Below are 22,130 nucleotides of genomic sequence, written 5' to 3' on the forward strand. Positions count from 1 at the left end.
ATCCTCCAAATGAACGCCACGCACCGTGATGACGGCTTTTTCACCGAAAGCATTGAAACCCGTGACGCCGAGCTTTTCGGCGCCATCACCAACGAGCTGGGCCGCCAGCGCGACGAGATCGAATTGATCGCTTCCGAGAACATCGTGAGCCGCGCTGTGATGGAAGCCCAAGGCTCTGTCCTGACCAACAAATACGCCGAAGGCTACCCGGGGCGTCGCTACTACGGTGGCTGCCATTACGTCGACGTGGCCGAGAACCTCGCCATTGACCGCGCCAAGCAGTTGTTCGGCTGTGAATATGTGAACGTTCAGCCAAACTCCGGCTCTCAGGCCAACCAAGGCGCGTTCCAAGCCATGATCAAGCCCGGTGACACCATTTTGGGCATGTCGCTGGATGCGGGTGGTCACCTGACGCACGGCGCCAAGCCAAACCAATCAGGCAAATGGTTCAACGCCATTCAATACGGCGTGCGCGCTGACACGCTAGAGCTGGACTACGACCAAGTCGAAGAACTGGCACTAGAGCACAAACCACAGCTGATCATTGCCGGTGGCTCAGCCATTCCGCGCCAAATCAACTTCGCAAAAATGCGCGAAATCGCCGACAAAGTTGGCGCGTTCTTGCTGGTCGACATGGCGCACTTCGCGGGCCTCGTGGCTGGCGGGCAGCATCCGTCGCCCTTCCCGCATGCACATGTTGCAACAACGACGACGCATAAAACACTGCGCGGCCCGCGCGGCGGCATGATCCTGACCAACGACGAAGCCTTGTCCAAGAAGATCAACTCCGCGATCTTCCCTGGCATCCAAGGCGGCCCGTTGATGCATGTCATCGCTGGTAAGGCAGTGGCCTTTGGCGAGGCCCTGCGCCCAGAGTTCAACGAATACCAAAAGCAGGTTGTAACCAACGCACAAGCGATGGCCGATCAGCTGATCAAAGGTGGCTTGGACATCGTAACAGGCGGCACCGACACGCACGTTATGCTCGTTGATCTGCGCCCTAAGAACGTGAAAGGCAACGCAACCGAGAAAGCCTTGGGTCGCGCCTTTATCACTTGCAACAAAAACGGCATCCCATTCGACGATGAGAAGCCGATGATCACCTCCGGCATCCGCCTCGGCTCCCCTGCAGGGACGACACGCGGCTTCATGGAAGCTGAGTTCCGCCAAATTGCGGACTTGATCGTTGAAGTTGTGGACGGCCTTGCCGCCAACGGTGAAGACGGCAACGCCGAAGTCGAAGCTGCGGTGAAGGCCAAGGTTCTGGACCTTTGCGCGAAGTTCCCGATCTACCCAGGCCTGTAAGCCACTCGGAGCTACAAAATTTAAAGGCCCTCCGCATGTGCGGGGGGCTTTATTCGTTTCGGCTAGCTGAAATGACCAAGGCCTTAAACTCCGCCTCGGCCAACACCTGAATATGGTCCCCGACAACGCCATGATCCGCCGCAGCCCCACCCGTGAGCAGCGGCATAAAATTGTCACCAACAATCACATGGGTGGTACTGCGGGTCACACGCGGCTGCACCGCCATGCCAATCTTCGCCGCCATATTCGCCGCCTTTTCACGCGGCATAGTCAGTTGGCCGGAAAACACTGCAACCGCCCCAAACAAAGGACCATCTGGGTTTGGTTCTCGCTTGGGCTTAGTCTTACTGCGTGGCTTGGGTTGCGGCATGACGAGTTCCGAAAAAGGCAGCCCCAAACGATCCTCTGCGTGCAACACCACCTGCGCCGCCGCGCGCGCGTCCTCGCCCGCGTCATGGTGCAAAAATTCCAAGCCCAGCACGGTTTTGAGGTTCGCCAACCCATGCCCGCCATTGCCTTTGAGCTCAGGCCAAGCGCGACGCGCAATCTTGACGCTATCGTCCCAACGCAAATCCGGTGTTGCCAGACCGTTAGCGCGGCATGCCGCTCCAATCGCCTTTTGATCAAAACTACTGTGCTGAATCAGGTGGTGCGCCGAGAGGAGTGGCAGAATTTTACTCAATGCATCGGGGAAACTGGCCGCGCCCTGAACCATTTCGGACGAGATGCCATGCAGTTGCACATTGAAGGCCTCGAACCGGTCATGCGGGTTCACCAATATTGAAAACGATTGGACTTCGTTGTCATGTTGAACGCAAGCCAAACCAATCTGGCAAATACTTGCCGCATCTGCATTGGCGGTTTCGACGTCTAAAGCAACAAAGCGAAAGCTTCCCGACGGCACCTCATGAAGATGATCAAGCTTGGCCCGCGCGTCTGGTGAGAACGACATATGACGCTACTCGCTGGCTTGCTGCGCCTCTAGCTTTCGCAGGCGTTCCTTCCTGCGTGGCATGCGAACCGCTTTCCCCGCCATATCGGAATAAATCGCCTCAACCCGAGCCAACGACAGCCGACCGTCAGGTTTATACCAAGTTGTCACCCCGTTTAGCATCGCAATCAGCGCCAAGGTGGTCAGCTTGATATCATCAACATCAAACACCCCTTCATCTTGGCCGCGTTTTAGGATGGTTTCCAACTCTTGCTCGTATTCGCGGCGCATAACCCCAAGGGCCTCAAAATTTTCAGGCTCCAAATTACGCAGCTCCATATAGGAGACAAACACCTCTTCGGGTCGCTCTAGATGAAAGCGGATGTGGAAGCGGGTAAACGTCTCCAACTCGCTGACAGGGCCTTCCGGCTTGTCCTCTGCACCCCAAGCATCCAGCACGGCTTGCATATGGTCGCGCATCAGATCGAACAAAAGAGACTGCTTATCAGGGGTATAGAGGTATAGCGCCCCCGCCTGCACGCCGACCTCAGCCGCAATTTGGCGCATGGAGACGGCAGCGAAACCATGTGCCGCGAAAAGTTTAAGCGCCGCTGCGCGAACGCGCGGGCCAGTGATGTCGGAGTGTGAACCGGTTTTACGTGCCATAACTCCAACCTATATGAACATGCGTTCACATCAACCCCATATGTCGTGCTGGACGCCCTCGCCCCCTCCGCCTATTGTGCGCCAAGTATAATCTCGGACCAATATCCATGCGCGCTATCCTTGCTACCCTCGTTATAGTCTCCCTTGGCGCATGTACGGCACATTTGCCCGCTATCGACGACACGATCGACGAGGCCGCGCGCAACGCCGACTACCCAAGCCTTCAACCGCTACCTGATTTGATCAAGAGATCATCCGCAGGCAGCACCATCGAGGCGGAAACCGATGCGCTCGCCAACCGCGTGGCTCGCCTCAAGGCCCGTGCAAGCGCTTTGAAAGGCCGGACAATTATCGACGGGGCCACCCGCTTAAAGCTGTTGAATTCCGTCAAGGATCGGCCCGCATAGGCCCCCTTGCATTGCACCCCCACACGATACGCGTTAACGAACGCCCAACATCTATTTTGACGGAGCACACCTATGTCTGACACCCTACGCCTTGGCATTGCAGGACTAGGAACCGTCGGCATCGGGGTCGTGCGCATTATCCGACAAAAAGCCGCTCAACTAGAGGCTCGCACAGGACGCAAGATTGCCATTACAGCCGTATCTGCACGATCCCAGAAAGACCGTGGCGTCCCCTTCGACGACTACGCTTGGGAAGATGATCCGGTCAAGCTGGCCACCCGCGACGACGTCGACGTGTTTGTAGAGCTGATGGGCGGCGCGGACGGTCCAGCCAAAGCCGCAACCGAGGCCGCGCTGAAAGCCGGAAAAGATGTCATCACGGCGAACAAAGCGATGCTGGCGGAGCACGGTCAAGAATTGGCTCTGCTGGCCGAAGGCGAAAACCGTGTGTTGCGATTTGAAGCAGCGGTCGCAGGCGGCATTCCTGTCGTCAAAGCGCTGACCGAAGGTTTGGCAGGCAACGACATCACGCGCGTGATGGGGGTGATGAACGGGTCCTGCAACTACATCCTAACCCGCATGGAAAATGCCAACCTCACCTATGAGGAGGCCTTTGCAGAAGCCGATGGCCTTGGATACCTAGAGGCCGACCCAGAGTTGGACGTGGGCGGCATCGATGCGGCACATAAACTGGCGCTGCTGGCGTCAATATCCTTCGGGACACAGGTTAAATTCGACGGTGTTCAGCTAGAGGGCATCGGCTGCGTCACCATCGAAGACATCCACCACGCCAACGACATGGGTTACAAAATCAAGCTGCTCGGCACGGCGCAAATGACCGGTCGCGGGCTGGTTCAATCCATGTCCCCTTGCCTTGTTCCCGCAAGCTCGCCTTTAGGGCAGCTTGAAGGCGGCACCAATATGGTTGTCTTGGAAGGCGACCACGTGGGGCAGGTCGTTTTGCGTGGCGCAGGTGCGGGCGAAGGGCCAACGGCCTCGGCGGTCCTATCAGACGTCATCGACATAGCACGCGGCTTGCGATTGGCCACCTTTGGCCAACCCGCGGATACGTTGAAAACTGCACCATCCGCCAACTCAGGCACACCTGCGCCCTACTACCTGCGTATGACATTACACGACAAACCCGGCTCATTGGCTAAGGTTGCAACCATCTTGGGCGACGCAGGGGTGTCAATTGACCGGATGCGCCAATACGATCACGTCGACGACAAGGCCCCCGTGCTGATAGTCACGCACACAACGTCACGCGATGCCCTGAACGAGGCGTTGGCCAAGTTGCCAGAGACGGGCGTTCTGGCGTCTGACCCCGTCGCACTGCGTATTGAGGAAGTATAGCGCACAAGCGCTCCCTCTCGACTTGAACACATGCTTATCGACCGTTAAACGATACGAAACTGCCAATTAAGGATATTTCCATGAGCGTTTCCACCGATCAATTTCAAGATCGCATGCTATCGCTGGGCCTCGCCCGCGTCTCCGAAGCCGCCGCCCTTGAGTCAGCCAAACTAATCGGGCGCGGAGACGAGAAAGCGGCCGACCAAGCCGCCGTAAACGCCATGCGCGAACAACTCAACATGCTCGACATCGCTGGTGTCGTCGTCATCGGCGAAGGCGAGCGTGACGAGGCTCCGATGCTGTTTATCGGCGAAGAAGTCGGCACCGGAAAGGGCCCAGGCGTGGACATCGCATTGGACCCGCTGGAGGGCACGACCCTTACCGCCAAAGATATGCCGAATGCCCTGACCGTTATCGCGATGGGCCCGCGTGGCTCTATGCTGCACGCGCCGGACGTTTACATGGACAAGCTGGCAATTGGGCCCGGTTATGCGCCCAACACAGTGACAATGGAAATGTCTGTGAAGGAACGCGTCACGGCTCTAGCAAAAGCCAAGGGCTGCCCTGTCGAAGACATCACTGTTTGTGTACTTGAGCGCCCACGCCACGAGAAAACCATTGAAGAAATTCGCGAAACCGGTGCTGCGATCCGGTTGATCACCGATGGCGATGTCGCTGGCGTCATGCACTGCGCCGAAGCCGCAATCACTGGCATCGACATGTATATGGGCGAAGGTGGCGCGCCCGAAGGCGTGCTGGCCGCAGCTGCGTTGAAATGCATGGGGGGCCAAATGTACGGCCGCCTGTTGTTCCGCAACGACGACGAAAGAGGTCGCGCGGCCAAAGCAGGCATCACCGACCTGAATAAGATCTACACCCGCGATGAGATGGTCACGCAGGACGTGATTTTTGCAGCGACCGGCGTGACAGATGGCTCGATCCTTCACGGTGTGCGCCGCGAGGCAGGCTTTCAGACAACTGAAACCATCTTGATGCGATCCAAGACCGGATCCGTGCGTCGCATCAGCTACCGAAATCCGGTCAGCTGATGGCGGAAGCCTTTCTTGGCGTTGAACACTCTTTGACGGGCCGCCGGTGGGTTGGCCTGTCCATTGAGCAAAACCGTCAAGCGGAGGCTATGGCGCAGCAAACCGAGTTGCCGCGCCCGCTATGCGCAACGCTTGCGCGTCTCGGCGTCCCTGTAGAGGCCGCTGAAGACTATCTCACCCCTGCCCTTCGCGACCTGCTGCCCGACCCATCGGTGCTGAAGGATATGGATGTCGCTGCAAGCCGATTGGCAACTGCGGTCCGAAAACGCGAAAGAATCGCGATCTTCGCTGATTATGACGTGGACGGCGGCTCCTCCGCCGCGTTGCTTATCAACTGGTTGCGCGACATGGGGCAGCAGGCCACGCTGTACATCCCCGACCGCATCGACGAAGGCTACGGGCCCAATGTACCCGCGATGTCCGGTTTGGCCGCAAATCACGACCTGATCCTTTGCGTCGACTGCGGCACCCTTTCTCATGACGCGTTGGGGGCGGCAGTTGGCACGGATGTGGTTGTGTTGGACCACCACTTGGGGGGCGAAACCCTTCCGCCTGCCGTGGCTGTCGTGAACCCCAACCGCCAAGATGAAGACGGCTCCTTAGCGCATCTCTGCGCGGCTGGTGTCGTGTTTTTACTGTTAGTCGCCACCAACCGCGACATGAGGGAGGAACGCACCGTTCCCGACCTGATGGCACTGCTCGACTTGGTCGCGCTCGCGACCGTGGCCGATGTGGCCCCGTTGATTGGCGTCAACCGCGCACTGGTTCGCCAAGGCTTGAAAGTCATGGGTGCCAGGCAACGTGTGGGTCTACGCGTTTTGTCAGATGTTGCGCGGATGGATACGGCCCCCACATCTTACCACCTAGGCTTCCTTTTGGGCCCGCGCATCAATGCTGGTGGTCGCATTGGCGCGCCTGACCTTGGTGCGCGCCTACTATCAACGGATCAAGAGCACGAGGCGCAGGCCTTGGCCGAACGTCTAGACACCCTCAATACGGAGCGGCGCGACATTGAAACCGCCGTGCGTATCTCCGCCCTTGAGCAGGCTGAGGAACGCGGTTTGGACGCGCCCTTGGTTTGGGCTGCTGGCGAAGGCTGGCATCCGGGCGTTGTCGGCATCGTTGCCGCGCGGCTGAAGGAAGCCAGCAACAGACCCGCTGTGGTTATCGGCTTGGAAGGTAGTGAGGGGAAAGGCTCTGCGCGCTCGGTAACCGGCATCGATTTGGGCGCACAGATCCAACGTTTGGCGGCTGAGGGGTTATTGATCAAGGGTGGCGGGCATAAAATGGCGGCAGGTTTGACCGTTGCTCGTGACCAGTTGGAACCAGCCATGGCTCGATTGACCGAGATGATGGAGAAACAAGGTGCGGGCCTTCTTGGTCCATCCGATTTGCGATTGGACGGGATTATGATGCCCGGAGCCGCTTCGGTCGATCTAATCGAGCTAATCGAACAAGCTGGCCCCTTTGGGGCTGGCGCTGCAGGTCCGCGGTTTGTTTTTCCAGACCAAAGAATTTTGTTCACCAAGCCTGTCGGAGACGGGCACCTGAAAATCAGCTTCAGCGACGGTGGGCCTATGAAACTGGATGCTATCTCTTTTGGTGCATTCAACTCAGATTTGGGTCCCACATTGGAAGCCCACGCAGGTCGTCGCTTCCACCTTGCTGGGCGCGTCGAGATCAACAGTTGGCAAGGCAGACGCTCGGCTCAACTTCGTTTGGAAGATGCGGCACTCGCTCAAACAGACGAATAGACTGCAAGAAATTGGGCTTCGAAAATTTTTCGCATCTTAGATACATTTTTCCCCTTGCCAGCGCCCCACACCTTCCCTAAATACGCCCTCACGATCCCGGTGCTCCCTTCGTCTATCGGTTAGGACGTCAGGTTTTCAACCTGAAAAGAGGGGTTCGATTCCCCTAGGGAGTACCAGATCGTATCTCCTCAAATTAAATGTTTGGCATACAAGCTAGTGTTATTGGCCTCGTTGCTTCGGGTTAAACACTGTGTGGCACGCTCTCCCTTTGTCCTTTGACGTGTATAGCGCTTGGTCCGCGTCATTGAGCATACGATCCGCAACCGGATTATCGTAAAAACTAGAGAGCGTTGTCCCGATGCTCGCGGAAATTTGGCAGGTGTCATCGCCGTAGGCAATTGGTTCTTCCAATCGCGCAATGATCCGCCACGCGATTCCCTCCAACACCGTCAAACTAACGCGGCCTTTAAAGATAAGAACAAATTCGTCACCACCGACACGTGCAACAAGATCGCCAGAACGGATCTCATCCAACAAGACTCCGGCGACATGTTTTAGAACCTGATCACCGGCCCCATGGCCGTAGGTGTCGTTTACCTGTTTGAAATAATCCAAGTCCAAATGCATCAACCCAAATGGTTGGCCTGCATTCTCAAGGTACTTCAATGTCCGGTCCATCGCGCGCCGGTTCTGCAATCCAGTAAGTGTATCGGAATAGGCCTGCTCTTCCGCCTCAACCCGCGCACCTTCCAATCGAGCGTTCAAACGTTTGGATTCCTCCAACGCGATTGATTTGGCTTCAATGAGATACAACATATCAACGGTTGGGTCGGCTGGTGCGAAATCTGCGCTGCTGAGATTGTATCGTTGAACCGCCTCGACAACACTTACCCCCAATGACAAATTGACCAATGCGCCAGTCAAACCCGCCGCCATTGTTTTTCTTGATGGTTCCGCCTTCACAGATGCTTGCCCATCATGCGCACCGCCTCGTCTTTCCGGAAACGTTACATTTGGAGTATTTTGCGGGACAAACAACCCCTTCAACCCGAGGCGATCCCCATGGCGGAACCGCAATCGGACAGGGCATCTTTGTTGCTCAAGTAGGTCTGCAAAGTTGAGCACATGCAACGGGCGCTTAACCTCAAACACCTCCAAAAATCTTCGACCAAGAAGTGTTTCATCAGGCCTGAGTTTTGCAAGCGTTGGCCCCACGGAATCGATATGGCCCGTCGCCGATACATGCAGGTGCATTGGCATCAATGCCCCCAGCACCCCGCTTTCCATGAAGACAAGACGGGCGGGTGCAGGAGTTGATAACGCCTGATTCATGAGGTGACACTTTCGGATACGAGACCAAACTCACGTCCTTTGGCGAAATCGGCTTCAAACAACTCAACCGTCACGAGTTCGGTCAGCACGTCATTTCGAAAGGAACTTCCCAGATCCAAGAGGACAAGCGCGCCATAGTCATCTGCCATCGCACGCAAAATCCCAAGTAACACCGAGCCGAAGCCTGTTCTGGAAAAATTCACCGCAACACGAAATGAAACCTTAGAATGAGCATCCACTTCAAGCCTAGGAAGGTCTAAATCAGGTAGAGCCAACTTCACACGGTCATGTAAGTCTTCGAGCGATAACACAAATTCCTCATAGGTCGTGCCGCCGAAACGCAAAAGCCGCCGTACCGGCTCCATCCGTGAGTGCGTCACCAAATATGATCCGATTTCTTCCGATATCTGTGCAGTATCCTTGTCTACTTGGATCGACAGCGCGCCCAGAACCTTATCCAAGTGATCATCTGGGTAAGTTAGCATTGCCTCATAGGCATCGCATTCCAGCCCAGCCTCTGCGACAACCTTGCTCCAGAGGTCCTCCCCGTAGGTATCTTGCGCGAAACACTGTAATGCGCGATGGATCAATCCGTACATGTGATGCCTCTAGCTAGAACTCCACACAAGTTTGATGCAAAACGATTAAGGAAATACCAATTAATCCAGTAAGTATCTTTAAGCTTCGTTCTAATCGCAGCGTCAGACCCAATCCGAAAGGTTAATGCCCTCGCTCCAGCTAAATACTAATGGTGCAGCGTTACAGTCGGGTGGAACGTGGGACGTGTGGCCGGACAGGATGTTTTCCATGCACATTTGCACGTCATCGCTCGCTTCGCTGGCAAGGTTTCGGAAGGCTTGGGTATTCACGCTCTTTTCCGCTCCTTGGGCGCAAAATAACGGCTAACCTCGTCCATTCAAAAATCAGTCGGCACACCGCCCTCGGACTTGCGACGGGCCACGAAATCCGCCAGTTCATCGCGGATTGCGATATCCATCGGCGGGGCCTCAAATTCCGCAATGATACCTTTGTACATCTCATGCGCACGCTCGGCGGTCCAAACACCGCCCCCCAAATCCCAAGCCTCATAGTTCGACCAGTCAGAAATCAGAGGCGAATAAAACGCGTCCTCATAGCGGTCTTGCGTATGCTGGCACCCAAAGTAATGCCCGTCGGGGCCTACTTCACGGATAGCTTCAACAGCGATATCTTCGGGGGTGGTCGCAAAGGTTGCGGGTTCCATATAGCGTTGAATTTGCTGGATGACGTCGCAATCCATGATGAACTTCTCAGGGCTGGCGATAAGCCCGCCTTCAAGCCAACCTGCGGCATGATAAACAATGTTGGTACCAGATTGAACCGCCGCCCAAAGGGAGTTTGACGTCTCCCACATCGCTTGACCGTCCGGCACATTGGCCGCGCACACCCCAGAGGAGCGCAGCGGCAAGCCATAGAACCGAGCCATCTGCCCCGTCATTTGAGTGGCGCGCATGTATTCCGGCGTGCCAAAGGCTGGGGCACCGGTTTTCATATCAACATTGGATGTAAACGTCCCAATCGCGCAGGGCGCCCCGGGGTTGATCACCTGCAACAACACGATCGCGGCCAGCCCTTCTGCAAGGGACAGCGTCACAGCACCCGACATGGTCACGGGGGCCATGGCACCGGCCAAGGTAAACGGACTCACAATAACCGGCTGGTTGCGGCGCGCATGGATCATCGCCCCCTCTAGCATCGGGAAATCATGCTTAAGCGGCGAGACCGAATTGATGTTGGTATACATATGCGGCTTGGCGTCGAATTCCTCGCGGGTCAGGCCGGAGGCAATGCGCGTCATCTCCATGACGTCCTCGACCCGTTCCTTTCCCAATGAATAGGCATGCACAACTTTATCCGTCAGGGTGAGTTTCTCATACAGGCAGTCTAGGTGGCGTTCGCGGGCATGTATATCAATCGGCTCCACGGGGTACCCGCCAGCAAAGTGGATGCAGTTGAAAAACTGGGTAAGCTTGATGAATTCCTTATAGGTCTCAAAGTCGCCGGATCGTTTGCCCCGCTTCAGATCCCAAGCGTTGGGCGGTGACGAGACGTTGCCAAACAGGATGTGGTTACCCCCCATCGGAATAGCGCGATCTGGGTTGCGCGGTGTAATCGTGAACTGCGACGGCGCGTGGCTTAACATCTCCATGACGAAGTCTTCGTCCATTTTGACATTGGTGCCATCCACCTTGCAGCCTGCTTTTTTCAGGATGTCGCATGCAGTGGGGTTCAAAAACTCAATGCCGATCTCGGACAAGATGCGCATGCTGCCTTTGTGGATGGCCTGCACACCGCCTTCATCCAAGGGCTCAGTCGGCTTGTCTACATTTACCGGAATACGCCATGGCATCTGCTCAGGCAGTCTAGAGGTCGTACGACGGCTATTCCCCGCGCGGCCGCCGCCGCGTTTACGCTTGGTGGGTTCGCTTGCCATGTCGGTAGAGCCTCCGGTTCTAACTATAGAACCAGAGTGCACCGCCTTCGCGCCATAGGTTTGGCGTTTACCGACGCGGTTGGTCGCTTTTGGCTCAGTGACCTTTGCGACCCAACCAAGCTGGAATATCTGCAATACTGCCCAAAACAACATCCGCGTGTGGCTCAAGTTCCGCTCGATCCGCAGGGCCGGTCAGAACGCCAATACAAGTCATGCCCGCATTTCGCCCAGCATGAAGGTCGTGGGTGCTATCACCGACCATTGCCACCTCGGCTGGGTCAAACCCGCAGTGTTTGGAAAATGCCCACAGCATTTCAGGGGCAGGCTTGCCGCCATACCCAGAATCGAAGCCCAATATACGGGCGAAACGCCCCTCAACACCCAAGCTGCGCATATGTGCAATCGCGGAGCTTTCTGCGTCATTCGTAGCCACACCCAGCTTCAACCCCATCGCATCGAATGTGTCGAACAGCTCAGGCAAGGGGCATGGCGTGGCCAGATCGGCTTGAGCGGATTTTTCATTGCCGTGGTTCATCAACTTTTGCCAATCCCAATGCGGCACAAACGGGTGCAACAGATCAATGGCCACATCGGCTGTCCCCGCGATAACGGGGCTATCGTTGCGAAAGGAGATTGTGTCTGCGTCAAAGCCAATCGCATCTGCCATATCGGCAAATAAGCCTGCATCACCCTGCGCCAGCTCCCCTAGGAATTGATTGGCCCAACGCCCCCAAGTGGCGTCAAAGTCTAGCAATGTGCCGTCCTTGTCGAAAAGCAGGCCTTTTATCTGAGCAGTCATATCGTCATCGTTCCTATCTTGACCCGCATTGAATGCTCCACGACAGTGCAAAGGAACGATCGCAAAAACAAGCGCCAAGCGCCGCCAGCCCTCGGAATTTAAAGTTGCCCCTATGACCAAGCTCTTCTCTTACCGGAACCGCCCCGTGCATCTCGGCCCCTACCCTTTGGAAAAACTGGCGCGCACGGACGTCGCTGATCTAGGTCAAGTGCCGCCCATAAAGCCGGTTAGCTTTCGCAGGCCCGAGGACACGTTAAGCATTGTGAACGCGATGCAGGACTACCAAGCCATGCTTGATGCCACACGCGAAGGGCTGGTGAAGAAAGAGACCGCAGAAATCCCCGCTGACTTGACCGAGCGGGCCAATCACCTAAAGGCGTTTGGGTACTACTGCGACGCCTCCATGGTCGGGGTCTGCGACGTGCCGCAATCTGCATGGCTCGAAGCGACAATGGCCAACCCGGACGTTGATCGCTTGGCCGAGAAGCTGCGCACGTTGCAGCCCAAAACACTTGCGGCTGGTATTGACGTCATCATGGCAGGGCTGCGCGAAAGCATGCGCACGCCCCCCCAAGCCTGCCACCACCACAGCCACGCTTTGGTGTTCCTCTACGACATGCCGCGCGACCCAGAGAACGGGGAAAACGGCGGTGATTGGATTAAGGACGCCCAAGACCAACGGGCCTGCCTCCGAGGAATGGAGACGGCGGTAACCTTGGCCTCCTATATCCGCACATTGGGATATGAAGCGCGTGCACATTCCATGGCGGCAAGTGACGTCGACTTGGGCATGCTTGCGGTGGCGGCAGGGTTGAACTTACCAAACGGGCAAAACCCGTTCCTAGGCGAGCGATACGGGTTGGCGGTCGTGACCACCACGATGGAAATGGCCGCGGACAAGCCCTTGGCCGACGACGCAAAACCTGGCCGCGAATGGCAATTGGGCTTGGGCGCGCAGGCCAAGACCGCGCGTAGCCGTGACCCCTATGCCAAACGTCGCTTCGCAGACGGGCCGCACCCTTTCGAAACTTTGAAACGGGTAGACAGCCCGACAACCTATATAGATGCCCCAAATGTCGCGCGGGTTCCAAAGCGTGCCAACTTGTTTGCCCGTGGCCTGTTTGGCGACATGGGCAAAGCTGTTCAGGACGCCACTAAGAACGGAAACTACGTGCGCAAGTCCGCCTCGGCCTTCGCGTTTCGCCCCTCGCTTGGGGCCTTCGTCTTGCTGCAAGACGGCGACGCCTCTGCCATAGATGACAGCACACATGATCCCCGCCGCAATGCCGCCAACATCAAGGCCGCGCTGTACTGGTTGGGGGTAGATGCCGTTGGCCTGAGTGCCTGCCCCGACTGGACCTACTACAGCCATGACGCGGCGGGACAAGCAATCACGCCCTACCACTCAAACGCCATCTCGATGATCATCGACCAAGGCCATGAAACCATGGAGGGCGCGTCCGGCGACGACTGGATCGCATGTGCGCAATCCATGCGGGCCTACTTGCGGTTCTCGCTGCTCGGCGGGGTCTTGGCGCAGCACCTTCGCAATCTGGGGTACACGGCACGCGTGCACTCAGTCATGGACGACGAGGTGTTGCACCCCCCTCTGCTGCTGTTGTCGGGCTTGGGCGAGGTGTCGCGCATTGGCGAGGTGATCCTGAACCCCTTCCTAGGTCCGCGCCTGAAATCCGGTGTGGTCACAACCAACATGCCGATGACGCATGACAAACCCATCGACTTCGGCCTGCAAAAATTCTGCGAGGCGTGCAACAAATGCGCCCGCGAATGCCCCTCCGGCGCGATCACCGCTGGTCCCAAACTGATGTTCAACGGCTACGAGATTTGGAAGTCGGACAGCCAAAAATGCACCACCTACCGCGTCAGCCAAAAGAACGGTGCTATGTGCGGGCGCTGCATGAAAACCTGCCCGTGGAACTTGGAGGGGCTGTTCGCCGAAGCGCCATTCCGCAAGCTGGCCATGACAGTCCCGCAAGCCGCAAAGGCGTTGGCCAAACTCGACGATATGGCCGGACAAGGTGAGATCAACGCCGTCAAAAAGTGGTGGTGGGATTTGGAGATGGTTGACGACGGGGCCTACCGCCCCTCGGTCCATCCGGTTAACGCACGTGGGCTGCAAAAGGATCTGGACCTGAAGTTTGAAGATCAGACTTTGGCCGTCTACCCCGCACCATTGGCTCCGCCCCCCTTTGCCTACCCCTACCCGATGGACCGCGAGGCGGGCATTGCGGCCTATGAGGCGATGATCACCGCAAGCGAGCACAAGGCGCGGCGGGCACGTGGCGAGCCGGCGGAGCATATCTACACCGCCGACAAAGCCGACAGCCCCGTGATTGGCGTCGTCATCTCCAAGGTGGAGCATATGACCGACGGCGTCAGCAAATACGAGTTCTCCATGCCCGACGGATCAGACATGCCGATGGTCGAGGCGGGCGCACATATTGACGTGGTCGTGGCCCCAGAGTTTTTGCGCCAATACTCGCTGTCTGGGAATCCTGCCGAGCGTGAAAAATACCAAATCGCCGTTCTGCGCGAGGATCGAGGGCGCGGTGGCTCCAAACTCATGCACCGGATATTTGAGGAAGGGCGCCGAGTTCATATCTCCAAGCCGATCAACCACTTCCCCCTGCATGAAGACGCGTCTTTCACCTATCTTATGGGCGGCGGCATCGGAGTAACCCCGATGATCGCCATGGCCCACAGGCTTCACGCATTGGGGCGCGATTTTGCGCTGCATTACTCTTGCTCAACCAAGGCGGGGGCTGGGTTCTTGAACGACCTGCCAAAGATGCCTTGGGCAGATAAAGTCCACACCCACTTCTCGGATGAGGGCACACGGTGCGACCTAGGCGCGACGCTCAAACATCGCGACCGCGCGCATGTCTACACCTGCGGACCAGAGGTCTACATGGCCGCCGTCATGGACACCGCCGAGGCCAACGGCTTCCCCGAAGACGCAAGGCACCTAGAGTTCTTCTCGGTCCCCGAGCAGCCCGACTACGTCAACCACGCCTTCACCCTGCGGCTTGCGCAATCGGGACGTGACATTGCCGTCTCTAAGGATGAGGCCCCAACGGACGCCCTTTTGCGGGCCGGCATTCATGTCGATGTGAAATGTTCCGACGGACTATGTGGCGTTTGCAAATGCGGGTTGATATCGGGCGAGGTAGAGCACCGCGACTTCGTGCTGTCCAACGCGGCCCGCGCCAAGTCGATCATCTTGTGCCAATCGCGGGCAGCTGCTGAAGACGGTGTGGTTGAGGTTGACCTGTAAGGCGGTGTTGGGGCGACCTTAACCCCGCTTTAACCCTAGCAAACTCGTCACCGCGAACACGCTTGCGGCAACGCAAACGATTGTGGGGCCGGTTGGTGTGTCGAAGTTATAAGCCAAATACAGGCCCGCCAAAGCCGACACCGCACCAATTGCAGCCGCAATCACCGCCATGCGCTCAGGTGTCTGGGACAATGGTCGCGCGGCCGCCGCAGGGATCACCAGCAATGCTGCGATCAACAAGACGCCGACGACCTTAATCGCCACGGCCACCACAACAGCCAAGGACACCGTCAAGATCAACTGCTCGCGCCTTGGGTCAATGCCGCTGGCATGCGCAAGGTCGGGGCTAACCGTTGCTGCAAGCAATTGCTGCCAACGCCAGCTCATCAGAGCCAGTACCAACACTGCGCCCCCCCAAATCACCGCAAGATCAACACGCCCCACTGCCAAGATGTCACCGAACAAATAGGCCATCAGGTCAATTCTGACACCTTCAAGAAAGGACACCGCGACCAAGCCAAACGCAATCGCCGAGTGGGCCATAACCCCCAGCATGGTATCCATCGCATATCCGCGCCCTGATAGGCTGGACACTGTCGTGGCCATAATCAACGCGACAACCAGAACCCCTGCAAGAACAGACATGTTGAAGCTCAGCGCCAGTGCCACCCCAAGGATCGAGGCGTGCGCCGTCGCGTCTCCGAAATACGCCATGCGACGCCACACCACGAAACACCCCAAGGGGGCCGCAGCCAACGCTACGCCTAGCCCCGCCAAGGCCGCGCGAACCAGAAAACTATCAAGCATTAGGTGGTACTTTCGTGTGAATGGTCATGATCGCAACCGTCGCCATGTGCATGGTCATGGTCATGGCGGTACAAGGCCAACGCCCCGCCGGTACCGGAGCCAAACAACGCGCGATACTCTGGGGCGGAGGCCACCACATCCGGCTTGCCCTGACAGCAAACATGGCCGTTTAGGCATATAACGCGGTCAGACGCGCTCATGACGACGTGCAACTCGTGGCTGATCATCAACACCGCGCAGTTCAACTCATCCCGCACCTTCTCGATGTGGCGGTAGAACGCAGCTGATCCCGGTTGATCCAGACCTTGAGTGGCCTCGTCCAACAAAAGAAGTTGCGGCTTGTGCAGCAGGGCGCGGGCCAAAAGAACCCGCTGGAACTGCCCACCAGACAGACGCGACATTTGGCGCGCCCCTAAATCGGAAACCCCTGCCTGCGTCAGGGCCGCTGATACGGTCGACGAGGACACCTTTGAAGGTAGGCTTAGGAAGCGCGTCACAGTCATTGGCAGCGTCGGATCGATATGCAGCTTTTGTGGCACGTACCCCAAACGCAATCCCTCGGCCCGAATGATCTGGCCGGATGCGGGTTCCAAGGCCCCGATTAGGGCGCGCAAAAGCGATGACTTCCCCGAGCCGTTCGGCCCAACGATGGTGACAATTTCACCGCCGCTGATGCTCATATTAACATCACGTAAAGCCTCATGCCTGCCGTAGCTGAGGTTCACGTTTTTAAACTCGACCAATGGGTTCATTCGGACTTGCCTTGGCAGTTGGGGCACACACCTTCGGCTTCAAGCACGGTGCGTTCAATTGTGAAACCAGTTTCTTGGGCCGCCTTATCCAAACGACCATCCTCGCCAGCAGTAAGCGCTTCTTCCACGGCATCACAGCTGCGGCAAATCAAAAATGCCGGCGCATGCATATCGCCCGGATGCGTGCAGGCGATAAAGGCGTTCAGTTTCTCAATTTTATGCGCGAACCTATGCTTCACAAGGAAATCCAAGGCGCGGTAGGCCACAGGGGGTTGAGAGCCGAGCCCCTCTTCGCGCAGCTTGTCCAATATCTCGTAAGCCCCGATAGCGCGGTGACCTTCCAGCAAAATTTCCAACACCCGCTTGCGAACAGGGGTGAATTGCAATCCCGCCGCCTCGCAACGCTTCGCCACCTCAGACACTCCAGTGGATATGCAGCTAGAATGGTCGTGTGGTTTGAATCCGAACGATCCCATATTGGCTCCTGAAAACACGGGTTGATATGTTATAAAATAACACCTATCAAAGCGCCATATGTTATACAATCACATAGGCTCCTCATGTTCCGCACATCGATCACTTCATTAATTATTGCCTCCCCTATCGCCGCTTTGGCCGATGCGCCGAACGTCGTCACCGACATCGCGCCGGTTCATTCATTGGTCGCCCAAGTAATGGGTGATCTGGGCCAGCCAGAACTGCTGGTGACCGGCAACGCCTCCCCCCATAGCTTTGCCTTGCGTCCGTCTCAAGCGCAGGCCCTGGAGAATGCACAAGTTGTGTTTTTCATCGGCGAAGATCTGACCCCATGGTTGGAACCTGTGCTGGAGCGCGTGGCGTCGAAAGCGACACTCGTTGAGCTGCTGCACTTGCCACAGACCACCACTCTAGAGTTTCGGAATGAGGCAGCCTTTGCCCACGACGATGATGATGATCACGCTGAGCATGATGACCACGACAAACATGACGACCACGATGATCACGCCGAGCATGACGATCACGACAAACATGACGACCACGATGATCACGCCGAGCATGACGATCACGCCGAGCATGACGACCACGATGATCACGCCGAACAGGATGAGCACAAAGGTCATGACGACCACGCCGGCCACAACCATGATGGCGTAGACCCACATGCATGGTTGAGCCCTGACAACGCAGCTGTTTGGCTGGATGCAATCGCGGCGACGCTTTCAGCTCAAGACCCTGAGCATGCATCGAACTACTTCACCAATGCCGCCTCAGCAAAAGAGGAACTTGCTGCAACTGTCGCGGAAGTAGAGAAAACTCTGCTACCCACGAAAGGCAAGAAGTATGTCGTTTTCCACGACGCCTACCATTACTTCGAGGAAAAATTCGACATAGAGGTCAGCGGGGCAATCTCGCTAGGCGATGCGACCACTCCAGGGCCAGCACGAGTTGAACGTATTCAGAACTTAGTACGTGAGTTGAACATCTCCTGTGCGTTCTCTGAACCTCAGTACTCTGAAGGCTTGGTAAAGACAGTGCTCGAGGGCACAGATGCACAATCCGCAGTATTGGACCCGTTGGGCGCACGTCTGCCGATTGGGACAAGCCATTACAACGCGCTTCTACGTGATCTCGCGACCTCTATCGCTGGCTGTTAAGTTCACAAGAATATGGCATAGCCCCGTCAAACTAATGTTTTGGCGGGGCAATTGCGCGAGACATTGCTTGCGGCTAACGTTGCGTCAGATCAAACGCACCCCGCGAGGCACATGTCCCAATGTCGAACCCCTGCATAATTTGCGCCGCCATCACTGGCTCCGTGCCGACCAAGGCTGACAATCCTGCTGTTCCAGTTACAGTTTCCGAACAAATCGAAAGCACCCATGCGTGTTTTGAGGCTGGTGCATCCATTGCCCATTGCCACGTTCGCGACGCAGATGGCAAACCGACATCCGACCCTGAACGCTTCGCCCGCCTTAAAGAAGGCATTGAGACTCATTGCCCGGGCATGATCGTACAACTGTCCACCGGTGGCCGTTCAGGCGCAGGACCGGAACGCGGCGGGATGCTCCCCTTGGCCCCAGACATGGCATCGCTGTCGGTTGGTTCCAATAACTTCCCAACCCGCGTGTATGAAAACAGCCCCGATCTAGTTGCATGGTTGTCCTCGGAGATGTTGAAGTACGACATCAAGCCCGAGATTGAGGCCTTTGACCTAAGCCACATCGTGCAAGCTACGCGAATGGCTGCGGATGGTCGCCTAAAGGGCCCTCTTTATGTGCAATTCGTCATGGGCGTGAAGAACGCCATGCCCGCCGACGAGCAGATCTTTGACTTCTACATTGAGACGTTAAAACGCCTCGCCCCAGATGCGCAATGGTGTGCAGCGGGCGTCGGTCCAGCCCAGATCGAGGTCAACGAATGGTCTATCAAACGAGGTGGGCACACCCGCACGGGGCTCGAAGATAACATCCGCCTAGATCGCGACACTCTAGCCCCTTCCAACGAAGCATTGGTCCAGCGCGCCGTAGACCTGTGCGAAAAATACGAGCGTCCCATCGCCACGTGGCAACAAGCCCGCGAAATTCTTGGGTTAAGGCCACATCCCGGCTGACGCCCTAACGGGTCTCCAAACGGATCACTCCGTCAAGGCGGATATCCGCACGCAAGTCACAAAACCTGTCTCAAGCAGCCTTAGCTGACCGGTTGAAGTGCCATCAATCATTCTTAGCGCATGTTAGAGACGGGTCAGAGGCGGATAAATCGGAGAGTTGAAGTGATGCTGCATCTATTCCAAAGGTCGTCTTACGACCCAAAAAGCCGTGTCAGCTGACCCGTTTCACATCCATCGTTACACCAAAATATGTCAGCCACACTTCGAATGACCGCAAGATCCACAAGTCATGCATCCCTCGACCATACGCAGGTCAAACTGTCCACAACTGGGGCACGCGGGGCCTCGTCCATCCGACAAGTTCACAACCTGAGCCTGTGGGTCCGCCTTCAAGCCCATCCCCTCGCCCTCAATGAAACCGGTGGCAATCATGTGCTTTTCAATTACGCCACCAATCGCTGCCAGAATGGACGGGATGTATTTGCCCTGCATCCAAGCACCACCGCGCGGGTCGAAGACCGCCTTCAGCTCCTCCACCACAAATGACACATCCCCGCCGCGCCGGAACACCGCCGAGATCATGCGCGTCAGTGCCACAGTCCACGCGAAGTGCTCCATGTTTTTGGAGTTGATGAACACTTCAAACGGGCGTCGGTGGCCGTTTAGGATGATGTCATTGATGGTGATGTAAATCGCGTGCTCGGAGTCTGGCCATTTGACCTTATAGGTCTGACCTTCCAACTCATTCGGGCGGTCCAGTGGCTCAGACATGTAGATTACATCGCCGTCAGTAGCGGTCTCAGGATTCTCGGCAGGTGCCGTTTCTGCGGTCTCTGACACGCTTAAAACCGATCCGGTCACCGCATTAGGGCGGTAAGTCGTGCAGCCTTTGCAGCCGGTGTCCCAAGCTTCCATATAGACATCTTTGAAATCGTCAAAGCTGATGTCTTCAGGGCAGTTGATGGTCTTGGAGATCGACGAATCCACCCATTTCTGCGCCGCCGCTTGCATGCGCACGTGATCCAATGGGGCCAAGGTTTGGGCGTTGACGAAGTAGTCCGGAAGCTCCTTGTCGCCAAACTTCTCACGCCACAGGTTCACCGCGTAGTCGACGACTTCTTCCTCGGTGCGCGAGCCGTCCTTTTGCAGCACCTTGCGGGTGTAGGCATAAGCGAACACCGGCTCGATGCCCGACGACACATTGCCCGCGTAAAGCGAGATCGTGCCGGTGGGGGCGATAGATGTCAGCAAGGCGTTGCGAATGCCGTGCTCGCGAATTGCCTCGCGCACGTCCTCATCCATAGCTTGCATGGCACCGGATGCCAGATATGCCTCCGCGTCGAACAGCGGAAACGCGCCCTTCTCCTTGGCCAAATCCACCGACGCCAGATATGCGGCGCGCGCGACCGCGTGAAGCCAACGCTCCGTCAGACGCGCCGCCTCCTCGGATCCATAGCGAGAGCCAACCATTAGCAAAGCATCCGCCAACCCTGTGACACCCAGACCGATCCGGCGCTTTGCGGCAGCTTCGCGGGCTTGTGCCTCAAGCGGGAATTTTGACGCGTCGACCACATTGTCCATCATACGCACAGCGGTGCGCACCAGCTCGTCCAGCTTGGCCTCGTCCAGATCAGCGCCTTCCTCGAAGGGGCGATCCACCAAACGGGCCATATTGATCGAACCCAGCAAGCACGCGCCGTAAGGGGGCAAAGGCTGCTCACCGCAAGGGTTTGTCGCGGCGATTTGCTCGACATAGGACAAGTTGTTGGCCTTATTGATACGGTCAATGAAGATCACACCGGGTTCGGCATACTCATAGGTGCCGCGCATGATCTTGTTCCACAGGTCCAGCGCGCGCACGGTTTGGTAGACCTGACCGTCAAAGACCAACTCCCATTCTCCGTCCGCCTTCACGGCCTCCATGAAGTCATCGGTGATCAACACGCTGAGGTTGAACATGCGCAGGCGGGCCGCGTCTTGCTTGGCGGCGATGAATGCCTCCACATCGGGGTGGTCGCAGCGCATGGTCGCCATCATTGCGCCTCGGCGCGAACCAGCCGACATGATCGTGCGGCACATCGCGTCCCATACATCCATAAACGACAAGGGGCCGGATGCATCCGCCGCCACGCCTTTGACGTCCGCGCCCTTGGGGCGGATGGTCGAGAAGTCATACCCAATGCCGCCACCTTGCTGCATGGTGAGGGCCGCTTCCTTCAACATCTCGAAGATGCCACCCATATCATCAGGGATCGTTCCCATCACAAAACAGTTAAACAGCGTGACCGAGCGCCCCGTCCCAGCCCCCGCAATGATGCGCCCAGCGGGCAGGTATTTGAAGTCAGACAAGGCGCTGTAGAAGGTATCTTCCCACTGCGTCGGGTTGCCCTCAACCTTGGCTAAGTCCTTGGCAATACGGCGCCATGTGTCCTCAACCTCCGCATCAATCGGGGTGCCGTCGGCATCCTTGAAACGGTATTTCATGTCCCAGATTTGTGAAGCGATTGGGGCAGCGAAAGCGGTCATAGTCGTCGGTCCTTAGCAGGGAATCGGATTGAAGTCGGCAGTTTGAGGGTTACTATAGGTAGCATAGGCGAAAGCCGAGGCGCGAGGG

The 22,130-nt window shown here is 57.1% G+C and carries 19 protein-coding genes and 1 tRNA gene; 9 read left to right on the top strand and 11 right to left on the bottom strand.

Going from position 1 to position 22,130, the window contains the following annotated elements:
- The first annotated feature begins 9 nt into the window (after nucleotides 1–9).
- The gene (gene glyA, locus ABJN86_RS04655) at nucleotides 10–1,305 is read left to right on the top strand and encodes a serine hydroxymethyltransferase (RefSeq protein ID WP_348364919.1); all 1,296 of its coding nucleotides are present in this window, start codon (nucleotides 10–12) and stop codon (nucleotides 1,303–1,305) included.
- A gap of 49 nt (nucleotides 1,306–1,354) precedes the next feature.
- Here the strand turns inward: glyA and ABJN86_RS04660 are convergent, their stop codons facing one another.
- Nucleotides 1,355–2,257 carry an exonuclease domain-containing protein gene (locus tag ABJN86_RS04660; protein WP_348364921.1) on the bottom strand — a complete coding sequence of 301 codons (903 nt, stop codon included), beginning with the start codon at nucleotides 2,255–2,257 and terminating at the stop codon, nucleotides 1,355–1,357.
- 6 nt (nucleotides 2,258–2,263) lie between these two features.
- A complete protein-coding gene (locus tag ABJN86_RS04665) occupies nucleotides 2,264–2,902 on the bottom strand; it encodes a TetR/AcrR family transcriptional regulator (RefSeq protein WP_348364924.1) in 639 nt (212 codons plus the stop codon).
- Between the two features lie 107 nt (nucleotides 2,903–3,009).
- Here ABJN86_RS04665 and ABJN86_RS04670 point away from each other — a divergent pair, with 107 nt between their 5' ends.
- From ABJN86_RS04670 to ABJN86_RS04690, 5 genes are all read left to right on the top strand, one after another.
- Nucleotides 3,010–3,309: a hypothetical protein gene (locus ABJN86_RS04670; RefSeq protein WP_348364927.1), complete on the top strand. Its 300-nt coding sequence runs from the start codon at nucleotides 3,010–3,012 to the stop codon at nucleotides 3,307–3,309.
- A gap of 72 nt (nucleotides 3,310–3,381) precedes the next feature.
- Entirely contained in the window at nucleotides 3,382–4,665 is a 1,284-nt protein-coding gene (locus tag ABJN86_RS04675; protein WP_348364930.1) for a homoserine dehydrogenase, read from the top strand.
- A gap of 80 nt (nucleotides 4,666–4,745) precedes the next feature.
- Complete coding sequence (glpX, locus tag ABJN86_RS04680) at nucleotides 4,746–5,714, top strand: class II fructose-bisphosphatase (protein WP_348364932.1); 969 nt, start codon at nucleotides 4,746–4,748, stop codon at nucleotides 5,712–5,714.
- Nucleotides 5,714–7,468, top strand: a complete 1,755-nt coding sequence (gene recJ, locus ABJN86_RS04685; RefSeq protein ID WP_348364935.1) for a single-stranded-DNA-specific exonuclease RecJ — start codon at nucleotides 5,714–5,716, stop codon at nucleotides 7,466–7,468. The genes glpX and recJ overlap by 1 nt, the downstream gene beginning before the upstream one ends.
- Before the next feature lie 101 nt (nucleotides 7,469–7,569).
- Nucleotides 7,570–7,644 (top strand) — tRNA-Glu (locus ABJN86_RS04690).
- A gap of 43 nt (nucleotides 7,645–7,687) precedes the next feature.
- On the opposite strand, the gene ABJN86_RS04695 is transcribed toward ABJN86_RS04690, so the two are convergent.
- From ABJN86_RS04695 to ABJN86_RS04715, 5 genes are all read right to left on the bottom strand, one after another.
- Complete coding sequence (locus ABJN86_RS04695; RefSeq protein ID WP_348364937.1) at nucleotides 7,688–8,800, bottom strand: diguanylate cyclase; 1,113 nt, start codon at nucleotides 8,798–8,800, stop codon at nucleotides 7,688–7,690.
- On the bottom strand, nucleotides 8,797–9,399 hold the full coding sequence (locus tag ABJN86_RS04700; protein ID WP_348364940.1) for a heme NO-binding domain-containing protein: 603 nt from the start codon (nucleotides 9,397–9,399) through the stop codon (nucleotides 8,797–8,799). The genes ABJN86_RS04695 and ABJN86_RS04700 overlap by 4 nt, the downstream gene beginning before the upstream one ends.
- 102 nt (nucleotides 9,400–9,501) lie before the next feature.
- Nucleotides 9,502–9,669 carry a hypothetical protein gene (locus ABJN86_RS04705; protein WP_348364942.1) on the bottom strand — a complete coding sequence of 56 codons (168 nt, stop codon included), beginning with the start codon at nucleotides 9,667–9,669 and terminating at the stop codon, nucleotides 9,502–9,504.
- A 47-nt stretch (nucleotides 9,670–9,716) separates the two neighbouring features.
- Nucleotides 9,717–11,273, bottom strand: coding sequence for a trimethylamine methyltransferase family protein (locus tag ABJN86_RS04710; protein WP_348365482.1), 1,557 nt, complete (start codon nucleotides 11,271–11,273; stop codon nucleotides 9,717–9,719).
- Between the two features lie 94 nt (nucleotides 11,274–11,367).
- Entirely contained in the window at nucleotides 11,368–12,072 is a 705-nt protein-coding gene (locus tag ABJN86_RS04715; protein ID WP_348364945.1) for an HAD family hydrolase, read from the bottom strand.
- 112 nt (nucleotides 12,073–12,184) lie between these two features.
- Here ABJN86_RS04715 and ABJN86_RS04720 point away from each other — a divergent pair, with 112 nt between their 5' ends.
- On the top strand, nucleotides 12,185–15,367 hold the full coding sequence (locus tag ABJN86_RS04720; protein WP_348364948.1) for a reductive dehalogenase: 3,183 nt from the start codon (nucleotides 12,185–12,187) through the stop codon (nucleotides 15,365–15,367).
- An 18-nt stretch (nucleotides 15,368–15,385) separates the two neighbouring features.
- On the opposite strand, the gene ABJN86_RS04725 is transcribed toward ABJN86_RS04720, so the two are convergent.
- Genes ABJN86_RS04725 through ABJN86_RS04735 form a run of 3 tightly spaced genes read right to left on the bottom strand, consistent with a single transcriptional unit; the run spans nucleotide 15,386 to nucleotide 17,402 of the window.
- A complete protein-coding gene (locus tag ABJN86_RS04725; protein ID WP_348364951.1) occupies nucleotides 15,386–16,174 on the bottom strand; it encodes a metal ABC transporter permease in 789 nt (262 codons plus the stop codon).
- Nucleotides 16,174–16,926 carry a metal ABC transporter ATP-binding protein gene (locus tag ABJN86_RS04730; protein ID WP_348364954.1) on the bottom strand — a complete coding sequence of 251 codons (753 nt, stop codon included), beginning with the start codon at nucleotides 16,924–16,926 and terminating at the stop codon, nucleotides 16,174–16,176. Before ABJN86_RS04730 ends, ABJN86_RS04725 begins: the two co-directional genes overlap by 1 nt.
- Complete coding sequence (locus ABJN86_RS04735) at nucleotides 16,923–17,402, bottom strand: Fur family transcriptional regulator (protein WP_348364956.1); 480 nt, start codon at nucleotides 17,400–17,402, stop codon at nucleotides 16,923–16,925. The genes ABJN86_RS04730 and ABJN86_RS04735 overlap by 4 nt, the downstream gene beginning before the upstream one ends.
- An 84-nt stretch (nucleotides 17,403–17,486) precedes the next feature.
- Here ABJN86_RS04735 and ABJN86_RS04740 point away from each other — a divergent pair, with 84 nt between their 5' ends.
- Both ABJN86_RS04740 and ABJN86_RS04745 read left to right on the top strand, forming a co-directional pair.
- Complete coding sequence (locus tag ABJN86_RS04740; protein WP_348364959.1) at nucleotides 17,487–18,560, top strand: zinc ABC transporter substrate-binding protein; 1,074 nt, start codon at nucleotides 17,487–17,489, stop codon at nucleotides 18,558–18,560.
- A gap of 119 nt (nucleotides 18,561–18,679) precedes the next feature.
- Complete coding sequence (locus ABJN86_RS04745) at nucleotides 18,680–19,516, top strand: 3-keto-5-aminohexanoate cleavage protein (protein ID WP_348364962.1); 837 nt, start codon at nucleotides 18,680–18,682, stop codon at nucleotides 19,514–19,516.
- Between the two features lie 252 nt (nucleotides 19,517–19,768).
- Here ABJN86_RS04745 and ABJN86_RS04750 read toward each other — a convergent pair whose 3' ends face one another.
- Nucleotides 19,769–22,042, bottom strand: coding sequence for an adenosylcobalamin-dependent ribonucleoside-diphosphate reductase (locus ABJN86_RS04750; protein ID WP_348364965.1), 2,274 nt, complete (start codon nucleotides 22,040–22,042; stop codon nucleotides 19,769–19,771).
- Nucleotides 22,043–22,130: the final 88 nt, after the last annotated feature.

Origin of the sequence: Litoreibacter sp. (assembly GCF_039974535.1) — a bacterium.
Classification (GTDB): Bacteria; Pseudomonadota; Alphaproteobacteria; order Rhodobacterales; family Rhodobacteraceae; genus Litoreibacter.

Coding starts and splice junctions, on each gene's coding strand:
- glyA (WP_348364919.1), top strand. CDS start 10: ATGAACGCCACGCACCGTGATGACGGCTTTTTCACCGAAAGCATTGAA.
- ABJN86_RS04660 (WP_348364921.1), bottom strand. CDS start 2,257: ATGTCGTTCTCACCAGACGCGCGGGCCAAGCTTGATCATCTTCATGAG.
- ABJN86_RS04665 (WP_348364924.1), bottom strand. CDS start 2,902: ATGGCACGTAAAACCGGTTCACACTCCGACATCACTGGCCCGCGCGTT.
- ABJN86_RS04670 (WP_348364927.1), top strand. CDS start 3,010: ATGCGCGCTATCCTTGCTACCCTCGTTATAGTCTCCCTTGGCGCATGT.
- ABJN86_RS04675 (WP_348364930.1), top strand. CDS start 3,382: ATGTCTGACACCCTACGCCTTGGCATTGCAGGACTAGGAACCGTCGGC.
- glpX (WP_348364932.1), top strand. CDS start 4,746: ATGAGCGTTTCCACCGATCAATTTCAAGATCGCATGCTATCGCTGGGC.
- recJ (WP_348364935.1), top strand. CDS start 5,714: ATGGCGGAAGCCTTTCTTGGCGTTGAACACTCTTTGACGGGCCGCCGG.
- ABJN86_RS04695 (WP_348364937.1), bottom strand. CDS start 8,800: ATGAATCAGGCGTTATCAACTCCTGCACCCGCCCGTCTTGTCTTCATG.
- ABJN86_RS04700 (WP_348364940.1), bottom strand. CDS start 9,399: ATGTACGGATTGATCCATCGCGCATTACAGTGTTTCGCGCAAGATACC.
- ABJN86_RS04710 (WP_348365482.1), bottom strand. CDS start 11,273: ATGGCAAGCGAACCCACCAAGCGTAAACGCGGCGGCGGCCGCGCGGGG.
- ABJN86_RS04715 (WP_348364945.1), bottom strand. CDS start 12,072: ATGACTGCTCAGATAAAAGGCCTGCTTTTCGACAAGGACGGCACATTG.
- ABJN86_RS04720 (WP_348364948.1), top strand. CDS start 12,185: ATGACCAAGCTCTTCTCTTACCGGAACCGCCCCGTGCATCTCGGCCCC.
- ABJN86_RS04725 (WP_348364951.1), bottom strand. CDS start 16,174: ATGCTTGATAGTTTTCTGGTTCGCGCGGCCTTGGCGGGGCTAGGCGTA.
- ABJN86_RS04730 (WP_348364954.1), bottom strand. CDS start 16,926: ATGAACCCATTGGTCGAGTTTAAAAACGTGAACCTCAGCTACGGCAGG.
- ABJN86_RS04735 (WP_348364956.1), bottom strand. CDS start 17,402: ATGGGATCGTTCGGATTCAAACCACACGACCATTCTAGCTGCATATCC.
- ABJN86_RS04740 (WP_348364959.1), top strand. CDS start 17,487: ATGTTCCGCACATCGATCACTTCATTAATTATTGCCTCCCCTATCGCC.
- ABJN86_RS04745 (WP_348364962.1), top strand. CDS start 18,680: ATGTCGAACCCCTGCATAATTTGCGCCGCCATCACTGGCTCCGTGCCG.
- ABJN86_RS04750 (WP_348364965.1), bottom strand. CDS start 22,042: ATGACCGCTTTCGCTGCCCCAATCGCTTCACAAATCTGGGACATGAAA.